Source organism: Neobacillus drentensis, assembly GCF_036962765.1.
GTDB classification, from domain to species: Bacteria; Bacillota; Bacilli; order Bacillales; family Cytobacillaceae; genus Neobacillus; species Neobacillus drentensis_C.
This window is the reverse complement of sequence record NZ_JBALOS010000040.1, coordinates 36,596-51,725: the sequence shown is the minus strand read 5'-3', so window position 1 is coordinate 51,725 and position 15,130 is coordinate 36,596. Positions and strand designations below refer to the sequence as shown.

The window sequence follows — 15,130 nt, the reverse complement described above, 5'->3', positions numbered from 1 at the left end:
CTCCGAAAGACAAAACCCTATAGTGGAACCGGAAAAATGTCTATCGTAAAGGCTCTGAAGGACAGCCCACCCCTACAGGAGAACAAGAAAAATGTCAATCATGTTGATTCTAAGGATTACTCATAATAAGTCCAATTACGAACACCCACCATCTTAAAGTTTCTCTCCAGAATCCTGCTTATTCTTTTCTTAGACTTAATTACCACACACCATTCGTGCACAACATTGGTGGTTATTTTCTGATCAGGAAAAAGAAGTTTGATTTCATCCACAATCCGCAAAACAGCAGATTCAACTATCTCATTGCATCCGCAATCACTACAGACAACATTCATCCCCAATACTGACATCAAAAACGAACCACACTCTCTACAAGTTATCCCTTTTTTAAGCTGCTCATAGTTATAAGTCGGTATTTGAATAAATGAGGATTCCTTTTGATGTAATGAAACTAGTTGTTCGGCAAGCTTCTTATCCTGGTTAGTTAATTTTGACAGTTTGACATTTAATGTTTCCATTAATGCATCTACCTGCGTTGGATAGATTATGGGTTCGTTTAGGGGGGCTTGGTATAAGGTGAACCGGGGGTTGATAAAAACAACCTTTCCCTCAATGGTTAGATGATGATATCCGAGCTTTTGGAGTAATTGGCGGAGTAAGGATGTAATCCGTTTCACCTGATCCAGCGAATTCTTAATTTCCTTTTCATTCAGCGTTTCGAACCGGCCGTTGCGAAAACAATAATCCCCTTCGTAATTTTTTACCTCAAAAAAGTGAAGGGTCTTTTGAAAAATAATCGAAGTATCAATTTGGAATGTGGTGTTATTAACCTTCAGCAGTAAATCATTTAAAATATAACACTCAGACTGAAGCTTATCTGTTAATAAATCAAACTGAACTTCACCAGCAAAGCCTTTTTCTTGGTAAACATAATACTTTTTCTCCTCTCCTGAAAAATTCATTCGTTTGTGTAAAATACGCAGCATGATTAATCCAACTGGGACAGTTCGTGCTTTAAAAGGCATCTTCCACATCCTCTCAAAATTATTAAAACTCCTTTTTCATCGTACAAAAATAAACAGAAGAAATGTGTGAATACTTTGTTAACTTTTTCGTGGGCCTTAATGGAATCGTTTTCAACTTCCGAAAATTTTAAACCCCTGTTTCCAAATATATTAAACTCTTCTCATTTTTTATTTTGTTAAAGTTAAACCAAGATAAACAATAGATAGGAGGTTAAGAGATTGCAAGAATTAGTAAATGTTCAAAAAGAACCAGCAATACAGGTCCAAGCGGACAAGAAAGCAGCATCGAAACTGAAAGTCAAAATGGAATATATCAAGAAAAACTATCATCTTTATTTGCTTATTGCGCCAGCTGTTATTCTAGCAATCATTTTTAAATACATCCCAATGTATGGTGCGATTATTGCCTTTAAAGATTTTAGTACCATCAAAGGTATTTTAGGGAGCGATTGGACCGGATTTGATAATTTCACCAAATTCTTATCCTCACCTAACTTTACTGACATTTTTATGAATACGCTTAAACTCAGTCTTTTTGGCTTAATAGTTGGTTTTCCAGTCCCTATCATCCTTGCATTAATGCTTAATCAACTACGAAGAGCAGCCATAAAAAAGAATATTCAACTTGTACTCTATGCACCAAATTTTATTTCAGTGGTAGTTATTGTGGGGATGGTGTTTATTTTCTTATCACCAACAGGTCCGATTAATCAGTTGGTTAGCTTCATAACAGGGAAGCCGCTTATGTTCATGTCAAATCCTGATTACTTCCGATCAATCTATATCATCTCTGGCATATGGCAGGCAGCAGGCTGGTCATCAATTATTTATGTAGCAGCTTTAGCAAATGTTGATCCTGAATTGCACAATGCTGCCACAATTGATGGTGCAAATATATTGCAAAGAATGATTCACATTGATTTGCCGACACTTAAACCGTTAATGGCAGTTACATTTATTTTGGCTGCTGGAGGGATTATGTCGATAGGCTTTGAAAAAGCATATTTAATGCAAACCGCTATGAATTTACCGGCTTCTGAAATTCTGCCAACTTATGTCTACAAAGTAGGTTTACAGGCTGGTGACTACGCCTATTCAACCGCTGTTGGACTATTTAATTCAGTTATAAACGTAATCTTGTTAATTGTGGTTAATAAAGTCGTTAAAAAATTAAACGAAGGTGAAGGTCTATATTAACTTTAAAAGGAGTCTTGAGATGAATATAAAGCACACCCGCATAGACCGAATCATATTAAGCTTTAATAATATCTTTCTATGCATAGCTGTACTAGTCGTGTTAGTTCCCTTAATATACGTCGTACTTGCTTCATTGATGGATCCAACGGTGCTATTAAATAAAGGGATATCTTTCAATTTTTCTGATTGGAGTTTAAAAGGTTATCAGTTGATTTTATCCAATGATGCGATGCTGCGAGGCTTCCTCAATTCCATTCTCTACTCAGTAGGATTCGCCATTGTAACTGTTGTGGTTTGTATTTTTGCGGCCTATCCGTTATCCGTAAATGGTTTTGTCGGGAAAAATTTCTTCATGACCCTATTTATTATAACCATGTTCTTTGGTGGCGGACTCATTCCAACTTACCTAGTTGTAAAAGACCTAGGAATGTTAAACACTGTTTGGGCCATTTTAATACCTGGTGCCGTGAATGTATGGAATATTATCCTGGCAAGGACTTATTTTAAAGGGATTCCTTACGAATTGCATGAGGCAGCAAAGGTGGATGGGGCATCGGATCTATTAATCTTCTTTAAAATCGTGTTGCCGCTTTCAAAACCAATCATCTTCGTTTTAGCTATGTATGCTTTTGTTGGTCAATGGAACTCCTATTTTGATGCGATGATCTATCTCGAAGATCCAAATTTACACCCATTACAATTAGTTTTGAGATCGATATTAATCCAAAATCAGACAGGTCCAGGAATGATTGGTGATCAGCAGGCAATGGCTGAACTAAAAAAGCTTTCCGAAATGATTAAATATTCATCGATTGTTATTTCTAGTCTGCCGCTCATGGTCATGTATCCTTTTTTCCAAAAGTACTTTGAAAAAGGTGTTATGGTTGGCTCATTAAAATAATGAGTTAATTAAAAATAAAATTTTGTAAATGCTTACACAAAAAAGGTTTAGGGGGATTCTTTATGAAAAATGTAAAAAAAGTTATGGCTGCATCACTGGCTACGATATTACTAGTTTCAGGCTGCAGTAATAGTGGCGGAAAAAGTGAAACAGCATCTAAAGAGTATAAACTAAAAGATGTTTCTTTTCCTTTAAAGGAAAAAGTGACCTTAAACTTTATGACCCAAAGCTCACCATTAGCCCCAGCTGATCCAAATAAAAAATTAGTTTTTAAGCGTTTAGAAGAACAAACGGGTGTTCATATCAAATGGAAGAACTATACATGGGATACATTTGCTGAAAAAAGAAATCTAGCAATGGCTAGCGGAAGTCTGCCTGATGCAATTTTTGATGCCGCTTATAGTGACTATGATTTATTAAAGCTAGCAAAAGATGGAGCGATTATTCCAGTAGAAGATTTAATTGAGAAACATATGCCAAACCTAAAGAAAGTTCTGGAGGCAGCACCTGAATATAAAGGAATGATAACCGCTCCAGATGGGCATATCTATTCTTTCCCTTGGATTGAGGAGCTAGGTTCGGGGAAAGAAAGTATTCACTCAGTGGATGATTTCCCCTGGATCAATGTGGAATGGTTAAATAAATTAGGCTTAAAAATGCCAACAACAACAGAAGAGTTAAAGCAGGTGTTGATTGCTTTTAAAACCAAAGACCCAAATGGCAACGGAAAAGCCGATGAAATTCCAATGTCATTTATTAATAAGACTGGCGGCGAAGACTTAGCTTTCCTATTTGGTTCGTTTGGTCTAGGGGAAAACTGGGATCATACGGTTGTAACTAATGATGGAAAAGTTACGTTCACCTCATCGGATAATGGGTATAAAGAGGGGATTAAATTTATCAATGAGCTATTTAAAGAAGGTTTAATTGATGTTGAATCTTTTGAACAAGATTGGAATACGTATCTTGCCAAAGGAAAAGACAATCGCTATGGTTTATATTTCACTTGGGATAAATCGAATATTACAGGTATGAATGATAAATATGATCTGATGCCGGCACTTGCAGGGCCAAATGGTCATAAAAACGTAACCAGAACGAATGGAATGGGCTTTGATAGAGGAAAAATGGTTATCACAAGTGAAAACAAAAACCTAGAATTAACGGCAAAGTGGATTGATCAACTTTATGAACCACATCAGTCTGTACAGAATAACTGGGGCACTTACGGAGATGAAAAGCAACAAAACATTTTTGAATTAGACGAGGCTACAGGGATGTTAAAACATTTGCCGTTAAATGGAACATCTCCATGGGAATTAAGACAAAAAACGTTTGTTGCTGGACCGTTAGCGTTATTAGATGAATATTACGGTAAAGTTACAACTAAGCCAGACGATGCTGCTTGGAGATTAGATTTAATGAAAAAAGTTATGGTTCCAGATATGCAGGCAGAAAATATTTATCCTAAAGTATTTTTCTCTAAAGATGAACTAGATAGACTTTCTGCGATAGAAACCGATATGTTTGCTTATGTGCTTAGAAAACGAGCAGAATGGATTCAAAATGGAAAAGTGGAAAAGGAATGGGATGCATATCTAAAAGAATTAGATCGATTAGGATTGCAGGATTGGTTAAAGATTAAGCAATCTGGATACGATAAGTTCACTAAATAATAGATTCAAACAAATAGGTTAAGGCTGTACAGTATATTGCTAGATACAGCCTTTTCCAATTTATAACCTAAAGGAGAAATAAATAATGAAACTAGAGTATAAAGAAAAGCATCGTCCTCAATATCACTTTTCACCTGAGGAGAAATGGATGAACGACCCAAATGGTATGGTCTTTTTTAAGGATGAGTACCATCTATTTTATCAATATCATCCGTTTGGCACTACGTGGGGTCCAATGCATTGGGGGCATGCCATTAGTAAGGATTTGATCCATTGGGAGCACCTTCCGATCGCGTTATACCCAGATGAGCATGGAGCGATTTTCTCAGGCAGTGCGGTAGTGGATTGGAAGAATACTTCAGGCTTTTTTCCTGATGAACCGGGCTTGGTGGCCATTTATACAAGTGCGGATACGTATCCTGATTCCGACCGGCCGCGTCAGCGGCAAAGCCTCGCCTACAGTAAGGACGACGGGAGAACCTGGACAAAATATGATGGAAATCCAGTTTTATCCGATGTCAATATTACCGATTACCGCGATCCAAAAGTGTTTTGGCATGATGAAACGAATAAATGGGTGATGGTATTAGCGACTGGACAATCCATTACGATCTATACCTCTCTAAATCTAAAAGATTGGGAGTTTGCCAGTGAATTTGGAAGTAAAGCCGGGTCACATGACGGCGTTTGGGAATGCCCTGACCTATTTAAGCTGCCGGTAGATGGTGATAATAATAATAATAATAATAATAAATGGGTCATGTTTGTCAGCATTGGTGATAACAATCAATCTAGCGAAGGTTCAAGAACACAATACTTTATTGGTGAGTTTGATGGAATGAACTTTGTGAATGATAACCCGGATGAAACCGTACTATGGCTGGATTTTGGCCGGGATAATTATGCAGGTGTAAGCTGGTCGGATATACCAGCAGAAGATGGCCGAAGAATTTACATCGGGTGGATGAGCAACTGGCGTTATGCGAACCAGGTTCCTACTGAAGGATGGAGAAGCGCGATGACCTTGCCAAGAGAGCTATCTCTTACTTCTACCGAGTCAGGAGTTTGTTTGATACAGAAGGTTGTGTCAGAAGTTCATTCCATTCGGAATCATTCTGTAGTCACTCAGGATTTAACCATTGAATCTAGCACCCCCATAACTTTTGAGATGCCAAGTCACTTAATGGAAGTAATTGTTAAATTTGAGAAGAGGGACGCAGCTTTCTTTGGAATTATTTTTGAAAATGGTAAAAATGAAAGGGTTCTGATTCAGTATGATGCTGAAGTTGAAAAGTTAATGGTTGACCGAATGCAAGCTGGAATTAGCAGCTTCTCCGAATCATTTCCAGCAATACAGGAAACCGCATTGAAAATGGAGAACGACAAAATAACCTTGCAGATCTTTATGGACGCTTCCTCTATTGAAGTACTCGCCAATGATGGTAAGGCAGTTTGCACAAGCTTAGTCTTTCCGAAGCAGCCATATGATAAAATTCTCCTCTTCTCAAACAACGGAACAACGCAGGTCTCCTCATTAGGGCTAATTGACCTTTATTCAATCTGGGGGTAGGTAAAGGATGAAACCAACTTTTATGAAATGGACTTCTGTATTTTTGTCCACCTTACTTATCGCAGCCTCCATGGCAACGATTCTTGTTGTTCCTGCGACAGGCTGGGCAACCGAGTCAAATGAAACGAGGGAGGGGGCTGCTATTGTTGAGAGTGTATCCAAAGCAATTACTAATCTAACAGACTGGCAAATTAAAGGAAAAGGCATGTTAAAAGACACAGACCAGGGACTTTTGCTTACTTCAGAACCTAAAGAGAATGTTATGGCTATATCAAGTGTCATATCCGAAGATTTTATTTATGAAGCAGATGTTAAAGTAATAGACAAGAATGCGGACGCCACCTTAGTATTCCGTTCTAGTGAAGATGGCTGGGACTCCTATATGCTGCAAATCGTTCCAAATGCGGGAATCATTCGTCTTCGTGATGCTCGTGATGAAAGGAAATTACAAGAGGAACGCCAAGTAAACCTCCAAGAGGGAGAAATCTATCATCTGAAGGTGAAGGTGGTAGAAGATACGATCAAAGTTTATTGGGAGAATAAGTATGCTCCTATTATGGATGTTAACAATCCTGCATACAAGAAGGGGTTTCTTGGTCTTCATGTATGGGATGGAGCAGCGTTGTTTCAAAATGTAAAAGTTAGCGCACTTTCAACAAATTTAGGTCCATCCCTATATAAGGAAGGAAGCTGGGAACCTGCCATCAAAGGTTTAAAGGGGATTGCTGTGGATGGTATGAAAACCATGGAAATTTTCAATAAGAGTACAAGTGATTTTGTCCTTGAAGGCAATGTTTCTTTTGATCAAAATTCATCGGAAGCAGCACTTGCATTTCGTACAAATGAACAAGGAACAACAGGTTACCTGGCTGCGCTTATTAAAGAAGGGAGCACTGTCAAAGCGCAATTAAAGAAGGCCGATGGTACTGTGCTCAAAACATCGAACCGCACCTATAAAACCCAAGAAGGTACCAAACACCATCTTGAAATTATTGCAAACGGCAATCAAATCGAACTTTATGTTGATGGATATTCTGAGGCAGCCGTAAAGGTGACGGATATGAGCTGCAGAACTGGATTTGCCGGATTAAACGTAACATCAGGTTCTGCTTACTTCCAGGATGTATATCTTGTTCCAAAATCCAGCTATTACAAGGAAAAATATAGACCAGATTATCATTATACTCCAGCTCGCGGCTCTGTAAGTGATCCGAATGGTCTAGTCTACTTCGAAGGCGAGTATCATTTGTTCCATCAAGATGGGGGGACTTGGGCTCATGCAGTTAGTAAGGATTTGGTGAATTGGAAACGCCTTCCTATTGCTTTGCCGTGGAATGATCATGGGCATGTTTGGTCTGGTTCAGCTGTAGCAGATCTGAATAATGCTTCCGGCTTATTCGCTAATTCTGGTGGTAAAGGGCTGATTGCGTACTATACTTCCTTTAATCCAGATGGACCTAATGGTAATCAGCGTATTGGTCTTGCCTACAGTATTGATCAGGGCCGTACTTGGAAATTTTCAACGGAGAGGCCAATTGTCATCGAGAATCCGGGCAGGAATGGAGAAGATCCAGGCGGCTGGGACTTCCGTGATCCTAAAGTAGTCCGAGATGATGCGAACAATCGGTGGATAATGGTTGTATCCGGAGGAGATCATATTCGCTTCTTTACTTCTACTAACCTAATTGATTGGAAGCTTACTGACAATTTTGGTTATGGAAATTATGTACGCGGCGGTGTATGGGAATGCCCTGATCTCTTCGAACTTCAGGTAGACGGTTCAGGAGAGAAAAAATGGGTTTTGATGATTAGCACAGGAGCAAATCCAAAGACAATAGGGTCAGATGCGGAGTATTTTGTAGGACATTTGACACCTGATGGTAAATTCGTCAATGACAACCCAGCTGGTAAAGTACTGAAAACGGATTACGGTAAGGAGTTTTACGCATCTATGTCCTTCTCCAATATGCCGGATAACCGCCGAGTAATGATGGCATGGATGACCAACTGGGATTATCCATTCGCTTTTCCAACTACGGGCTGGAAGGGAGAACTGACGATTCCGAGAGAAGTTAGATTGGAGAAAACAGATCAAGGGATAAGACTTGCACAATCTCCAATTAAGGAACTACAGTCGATCCGCAGTACCATATTCCAAACACAGAACAAAATAGTAAATCAATCTAATGCTTCAAACTTGTTAAAAGGTATCTCTTCAGGAGCCTTTGAAATAGAAGCAGAGATTGAAATTCCATCTGCAAGCAAAATAAACGAATTTGGTTTTCTAGTTCGTGAAGGAGCAGACCAAAAAACGGTCGTTGGATACAAAACATCAGATAATCAAATATTCGTTGATCGTGCTGAGTCAGGAGAAATGGATTTCTCCAGATCATTTTCAACCTTCCATGAAGCTCCTTTAAAACCGGATAATAAACGTATCAAAATGAATATCTTTGTAGATGATTCGTCCATTGAAGTATTTGCTAATGATGGAAAAGTTGTTTTTTCAGATGTAATTTTCCCTGATCCTTCAAGTCGCAGTATGAACTTCTACACCAAGGGTGGCGAAGTGAATCTTGTATCATTAAAAGTTCATTCTCTTGCCGACACTTGGAACCAAAACGCGGATGAGGAAACAAGAATTGTAATGGATACAAATCAAAGAGAGATGAATATTGGCGATGCTCTATCCTTGCATGCTTCCGTGGCGAATGGAACAGGAAAGGGAGCCCAGCCAATAATATGGAAATCTAGTGATTCGGATGTAGTGAAGGTTGACTCATCTACTAGCTCCGAAGCAGTACTTAAATCAGGAAGCAAAGGAGAAGCGATTATTACAGCATCTACACCAAATGGAAAAGCTTCAGCAAGTGTAGTTGTAAGTGTGTATGATGGTGAATTCTATTCGAATCTGACTGGATGGAAATCAGATCTTTCTGCCTCCAAATGGACAATTACGGAAAATGGAATCCGTGGTACGCATACAAGTGATGCAAACTATATAGCCAAGGAAATTGCAGGAGACTTTACTTACGAAGCAGATATGATGCTGGGACAAGAAGGAGGAGCAGGTTCTATTTTGTTCCGGGCAAATGAGGATGGAAGAAGCGGCTATTACTTCAATCTTGATCCGAATATGAAGGCATTCCGTCTTTTTTACAAAATGGACGGCGGCTTTGAGGAACGTATGGTAATTGGGAAAGTTCCTGCCTTTATACAACCAGGAAAGACGTATAAGGTGAAAATCGAAGCGAAAGGTCCTCACATCCAGATTTATATTGATGGTCAGAAAATCATGGATTTACAGGATGGATCCTTTGCAGAAGGCCATTTTGGATTAAATGTATTTGGTGGTCAAGCATACTATCAGAATGTGAATGTCAGTAATGTTTCAAAAGCAAACTTAACCGTAACAAGCTTAACGAATGCACCAACAGGGAAAGCGATTTATACTGCTAATTCTCAAAACGGTGAGCCTGTGATTGTAGCTGATGCAGACAAAGCTACAAACTGGACTTTGATGCCAACAGGTGATCAGCATGGTTCTTATTCCATACGTACAGATGGCGGCAAAGCGCTTGATCTGGATACAGGGAAAAATAAACTTCAGCTGTACAACTATCTTGGCTATAACAATCAACGCTGGCTTATTACCAAAAATGATAATGGAACTGTAAGAATCACTTCAGTCCATAATGGCAAGGCACTCGAAATATCGGAAGAGGGAAATTTGATTCTTAATGATGTGAATCTGGATCAAGAGCGTCAGCAGTGGACACTTTCGTCTAATATAAAATAAAAAAGGTAAAAAGTGTCTTTATTAACCGTAACAGAGTTGGATGCTATTCGGAAAAAGTAATTTTATTATTATCCAAAGCTCTAATCGAACATATCGGGTTAGAGCTTTGTTTTTAAAGAGATATATTTTAATCAAATAATTAGAAAAGGATGGATGAATGTAAATGTATATTAATTCATCAGTCATTTGTATCGGAGAATTGTTAATTGATTTTTTCTGTACAGATGTGGATATTGACTTAGTCGAAGGTCGAAGGTTTGAAAAACAGGCAGGGGGAGCACCTGCCAATGTTTGTGCAGCGATTGTGAAATTGGGGGGCAGAGCTTCTTTCTGCGGCAAAGTGGGAAATGACCCGTTTGGGCATTTTTTAAAGAAAACATTGGATGAAGTGAATGTTGATACCTCCATGCTTATATTCGATGATGAGCATCAAACAACATTGGCTTTTGTTTCGCTAAAGGCAAATGGGGAAAGAGATTTTGTGTTTAACCGTGGTGCAGATGCCTTCTTAACGGAAAACGATCTTGATAAACAAAGAATAATGAAATCCAAGATACTTCACTTTGGTTCAGCGACCGCTTTATTGGTTGACCCATTTCGAACCACTTATTTAAATATGATGCAGGCAGCCAGGGATGAAGGAAAATTTATCTCGTTTGACCCTAACTTTAGACATGACCTTTGGAAGGGCAGAAATGACCATTTTATAGACCTGACGAAAAAGGGAATCGCGATCGCTGATTTTGTCAAAGTCAGTGATGAGGAATTAAAGATTATCACTGGAGCAGATGTTTTAACAGAAGGAATTGCTGCCCTTCATCAAATAGGGGCAAAAGCAGCAGCCGTTACGTTAGGGAAAAAAGGAACATTGATCTCAAATGGCCAACAGATTGACACCGTTCCTAGTATTGAGGTTGCATCAATCGATTCTACCGGTGCCGGGGATGCGTTCGTAGGCGCAACGCTTTATCAGTTAGCTGGAGAAAAAGAACCTAAAAGTGTGTTGGAAGACTTCGAACAGCTTAAACAAATTATTTTCTTTAGTAATAAAGTGGGCGCGAGGGTCTGTACGAAAGTAGGGGCAATTTCGGCTTTACCAACCCAAGAGGAAGTAAATAGTTTTCATAATACTCGGATTAATAGTCTTTAAGATAGTCAAATTCTTTAAGAGGAGTGAGATCATGAAACTAGGCTTTATCGGTTGTGGTGTTATTTCGATTGCACATGTGGAAGGATTGGAAGAGTTAAAAAGAAAAGGACTGGAAACATTTGAATTGTCAGCGGTTTGTGACATTCAACATGAAAGAGCTGAACAGTTTGCTTCAGCGGTGGCAAAGCGATTAGGGAAACGCCCTGCAGTCTATACGGATTATCGTGTAATGGTAGAGAAAGAACAATTAGATGCTGTATCCGTCCTGATCAATCATGATTTGCATCATACAGTGGCTGAAGATTGCTTTGCTGCAGGGGTCCATGTACAAATGCAAAAGCCGCTGGCGATTTCTCCGTCTTTTGGGTGGAAAATGATTGCTGATGCGAAGAAGTTTAATAAAGTCATAACCTTATCTGAACCAAGTGTTTTAGGGGCAGAAAATGTGGCCATGGTGAAGGCAATAAAAGATGGTGTAATAGGTTCAATTTCTTTAATTTTGGATTATGCCACTGTTACATTGAATCGCGGATTTTTTGCGGGTACTCCATGGCGGCATATGAAAGGTCAAGCAGGGGCGGGCTGGATTAATGATCATGGAGTTCATCGAACTCACTTTTTTACTGAGATTAATGGTTCGATTGATGAGGTTTTTGCCTATACGGAAATTTTTGAAAAAGAATTAAGTAATGGGTATGTGTCCATTAAACCTACCGGAGAAGATACGGCAGTTACAGTTTTCAAATATACCAACGGCGGACTCGGAAATTGGATGTGTGCAACATCGACTCATGGTGAAAAGACCGGAGGTGCATGGATTTATGGAAGTAAGGGATGCCTGCGCCCGGGACAGCACGTAACTCTTGCGGATGGGAAAAAAATTCTGTTGCCGGAATTAATTGAACGTTATGCACCAGGTATCGTGGAACATCCATTCGCCCATTCCTATGTGGAATTATGGGAAGCCATTACTGAAAGTAAGCTGCCAATTTCAAGTGCAGAACGAGGGCTGGAAGCACTTGGAGTTGTGTTTGCAGCACTTGAATCGGCAACGATAGGCAAGCCAGTCAGAGTTCAAGATATACTTAGTGGAGAAAAACATGCCTATGAAGATACAGTACTTGAAGAAATGAAAATAGTGTAAGTTGATTGGAAAATACGAGAGGAAAAAGTTTATTCAGATAAAATTTTTCCCTAACCGTCTACTTGCTCACCACAAGCTTGGTTAATACCCTCTTGATCTATCAAGCATCAAGGGGGTTAATTTATTTTAGTGGAAAAATTCCCCTCATCTTCCAAAATATTTAGAGTCCCTAAATTTTTTTGAATTCTCCGATTTTTCTGAAAAAATATTGAATTTATGTTTTAAATCTATTAAAGTAGGAATGTAACCGTTTTCTGAAATCGATTACAAGAACTGTTGACTTTTGTAAAGGAGGGAAAGGGGGGGATTTTGTTTGGCAACGATTGCCGATGTAGCTAAAAGAGCAGGGCTTTCAAGGGCTACCGTCTCAAGGGTGCTTAACAATCACCCAAATGTGACAGAAGACAAAAAAAGGTTAGTTCGCGAAGCAATGGAGTCGTTAAATTATGTTCCAAATACAACTGCTCAGAGACTGAGGAATCAAAAAACAGACACTATTGCCATATTAGTTCCAGTCCTAACAAATCCATTTTTCGCTTACTTGCTGGAAGCAATGGATATGGTAGCAACGAAGAACCATCTTCAGTTACTTATTTGCCAAACGAGATATAGCAAACAAAAGGAACTGGATTTTCTGGAGCTATTAAGAACAAAGCAAGTAGATGGTCTCATCTTAACTTCCTATGAAAACGAGTGGAAACTAATTGAGCCATTTTCAGCGTTTGGCCCCATGGTTTTATGCAATGAATATGAAAGAGATACAAAGGTGCCAATCATCCGGATGGATCAATTTGAGGCCAGCTACATAGGGACACGGCATTTGATTGAACAAGGCCATGAAAGAATTGCCTGTACCTGCGGCGATAAAAGTAATCTGGCAAAGGATAGACATGCTGGGTACTTAAAAGCTCTTACAGAATACGGACTTAAGGCTCATAAGGACTGGATTTTTTCTAACGTATTCGACATGGAAGACGGTAAAAGGGTATTAAGGACGATTTTGAATTTGAAAGAAGCACCTACTGCTGTTTTTACAGGCAGTGATCAGGTTGCAGCAGGAATGATCATGGCAGCAAAGGCACTTGGTAAAAGAGTGCCGGATGATATCGCCATCATCGGATTTGATGATCAACCAATTGCCAGGGTAGTAGAGCCTTCTCTGACAACAATTGGACAACCAATTGAAGAATTAGGTAAGACAGCAATGGAAGTAATGATTGATCTCATTTCCTTTAAGGAAGATGCTAAGCACCAAGAGATTCTATTACCCTATGATTTGGTAATTAGAGAATCAACCATGTCAAAATTGAAATCGATTTCAAAATAGGGGGAATTTATATGAAAAAGTCAAAAAAAGCAAAACTTTTAGCCGTATTTGCTACCTTATCATTGGCCCTTGCTGCCTGTAGCTCTGATCAATCCAGTACAAAGGAAAAGCCAGCTGGTGATAAACCGAAGACATCAACTGAGGAAAAAGTAAAAATCGTATATGCGCGCGGGAAGGATGTAACAAAGGGAACAGAAAAGATGGTGGAAGCATTTGAAAAATCACATCCAAATATTGATGTAGAGTTCCGGGAAATGCCTTCCGATACCGGGCAGCAGCATGATGCGTATATCACGGCTTTTAATGCGAAATCTTCAGAAATCGATGTTATTGATATGGACGTCATTTGGCCTGCTGAATTTGCCCAGGCTGGCTATGTTCTTCCACTTGACCGTTTCATTCAGCAGGATGGCGTTGATTTAAGTGAATATAACCAAGGTGCTTTAGGTGCTGCACAATTTAACGGAAAACAATGGGCCCTTCCTAAATTTGTCGATGCTGGTCTATTATACTATCGAAAAGATTTAGTTAAACCAAATGAAATACCAAAAACATGGGATGAGCTATTGGCACAAGCTAAGGCAAAGAAAGGACAAGGTAATACGAAATTTGGATATGTTTTCCAATTGAAGCAGTATGAAGGACTTGTGTGTAACGCTGTAGAATTTGTCGCCTCCTATGGTGGAGCTTTTATCGATAAAGATGGTAAAGTAGCCGTGAATAGTCCTGAAGCCATCAAGGGATTGAAGAAAATGGTCGAAATTGCCAAGTCTGATGTAGTTCCTGGCAACGTCACAACATTTACAGAAATAGAGTCAGACCAAGCCTTTATTGAAGGCCAAACCGTATTCTTGCGCAACTGGCCATATGAATATGCAAGTGCAAATGACAAAGAAAAATCTAAAATTGTTGGCCAAGTCGGTGTAGCACCACTTCCAGCAGGTGATAAAGGATCTGCGGCGGCACTAGGCGGTTGGATGGCAGGTATCAATAAGTATTCCAAGCATCCGAAGGAAGCATGGGAATTCTTAAAGTTCATGGCAGGTGCTGATGGTCAAAAGATTGATGCAATTTACGGCGGTCATGCTCCAACTATTACAAAGTTGTACGAAGATCAAGAGATTCTTAAAGCGAACCCAACTTTTGCTGATAAAGGCTTCGTAGCTGGTTTAAGTGCAGCGATTTCTCGCCCAGTAGCTCCGAATTATCCTGAAATTTCAGAGATTATTCAAATTAATGTTTCAAAAGCAATTGCAGGGGAACAAACCGTTGAACAAGCGGCTCAAAATATGGAAAAAGAAATGAAGGCAGCCCTTAATAAATAATATTTAAAAGCTAGGA

10 protein-coding genes are annotated in these 15,130 nt (G+C 39.3%); 9 read left to right on the top strand and 1 reads right to left on the bottom strand.

The features are described 5' to 3' along the window. Positions 1–116: 116 nt before the first annotated feature. The gene (locus V7137_RS06895; RefSeq protein WP_335697388.1) at positions 117–1,025 is read right to left on the bottom strand and encodes a nuclease-related domain-containing protein; all 909 of its coding nucleotides are present in this window, start codon (positions 1,023–1,025) and stop codon (positions 117–119) included. 303 nt (positions 1,026–1,328) lie between these two features. Between V7137_RS06895 and V7137_RS06890 the strand changes: the two genes are divergently transcribed. The 9 genes from V7137_RS06890 to V7137_RS06850 all read left to right on the top strand — a co-directional run bounded on the left by V7137_RS06890 (position 1,329) and on the right by V7137_RS06850 (position 15,114). Continuing rightward, positions 1,329–2,222 (top strand): ABC transporter permease, encoded by an 894-nt coding sequence (locus V7137_RS06890; protein WP_335697400.1) that lies wholly within the window; start codon positions 1,329–1,331, stop codon positions 2,220–2,222. Positions 2,223–2,241: 19 nt separating this feature from the next. Next, positions 2,242–3,123 carry a carbohydrate ABC transporter permease gene (locus tag V7137_RS06885; protein WP_335384566.1) on the top strand — a complete coding sequence of 294 codons (882 nt, stop codon included), beginning with the start codon at positions 2,242–2,244 and terminating at the stop codon, positions 3,121–3,123. A gap of 62 nt (positions 3,124–3,185) precedes the next feature. Next, positions 3,186–4,799, top strand: a complete 1,614-nt coding sequence (locus V7137_RS06880) for an ABC transporter substrate-binding protein (protein WP_335697387.1) — start codon at positions 3,186–3,188, stop codon at positions 4,797–4,799. 85 nt (positions 4,800–4,884) lie between these two features. Next, entirely contained in the window at positions 4,885–6,369 is a 1,485-nt protein-coding gene (locus V7137_RS06875; RefSeq protein ID WP_335697386.1) for a glycoside hydrolase family 32 protein, read from the top strand. 7 nt (positions 6,370–6,376) lie between these two features. Then, positions 6,377–10,168 (top strand): GH32 C-terminal domain-containing protein, encoded by a 3,792-nt coding sequence (locus V7137_RS06870; RefSeq protein WP_335697385.1) that lies wholly within the window; start codon positions 6,377–6,379, stop codon positions 10,166–10,168. A gap of 163 nt (positions 10,169–10,331) precedes the next feature. Next, positions 10,332–11,318, top strand: a complete 987-nt coding sequence (locus V7137_RS06865) for a carbohydrate kinase family protein (RefSeq protein ID WP_335697384.1) — start codon at positions 10,332–10,334, stop codon at positions 11,316–11,318. A 31-nt stretch (positions 11,319–11,349) separates the two neighbouring features. Further along, positions 11,350–12,462 (top strand): Gfo/Idh/MocA family protein, encoded by a 1,113-nt coding sequence (locus tag V7137_RS06860; protein ID WP_335697383.1) that lies wholly within the window; start codon positions 11,350–11,352, stop codon positions 12,460–12,462. Positions 12,463–12,775: 313 nt separating this feature from the next. Then, positions 12,776–13,789, top strand: coding sequence for a LacI family DNA-binding transcriptional regulator (locus V7137_RS06855; RefSeq protein ID WP_335697382.1), 1,014 nt, complete (start codon positions 12,776–12,778; stop codon positions 13,787–13,789). Positions 13,790–13,800: 11 nt separating this feature from the next. Beyond that, positions 13,801–15,114 (top strand): ABC transporter substrate-binding protein, encoded by a 1,314-nt coding sequence (locus tag V7137_RS06850; RefSeq protein WP_335697381.1) that lies wholly within the window; start codon positions 13,801–13,803, stop codon positions 15,112–15,114. Positions 15,115–15,130 lie beyond the last annotated feature (16 nt).

Excerpts from the sequence above, each read along its gene's own strand:
- V7137_RS06870 (WP_335697385.1), top strand. The coding sequence starts at position 6,377 with ATGAAACCAACTTTTATGAAATGGACTTCTGTATTTTTGTCCACCTTA.
- V7137_RS06875 (WP_335697386.1), top strand. The coding sequence starts at position 4,885 with ATGAAACTAGAGTATAAAGAAAAGCATCGTCCTCAATATCACTTTTCA.
- V7137_RS06850 (WP_335697381.1), top strand. The coding sequence starts at position 13,801 with ATGAAAAAGTCAAAAAAAGCAAAACTTTTAGCCGTATTTGCTACCTTA.
- V7137_RS06860 (WP_335697383.1), top strand. The coding sequence starts at position 11,350 with ATGAAACTAGGCTTTATCGGTTGTGGTGTTATTTCGATTGCACATGTG.
- V7137_RS06865 (WP_335697384.1), top strand. The coding sequence starts at position 10,332 with ATGTATATTAATTCATCAGTCATTTGTATCGGAGAATTGTTAATTGAT.
- V7137_RS06890 (WP_335697400.1), top strand. The coding sequence starts at position 1,329 with ATGGAATATATCAAGAAAAACTATCATCTTTATTTGCTTATTGCGCCA.
- V7137_RS06880 (WP_335697387.1), top strand. The coding sequence starts at position 3,186 with ATGAAAAATGTAAAAAAAGTTATGGCTGCATCACTGGCTACGATATTA.
- V7137_RS06885 (WP_335384566.1), top strand. The coding sequence starts at position 2,242 with ATGAATATAAAGCACACCCGCATAGACCGAATCATATTAAGCTTTAAT.
- V7137_RS06895 (WP_335697388.1), bottom strand. The coding sequence starts at position 1,025 with ATGCCTTTTAAAGCACGAACTGTCCCAGTTGGATTAATCATGCTGCGT.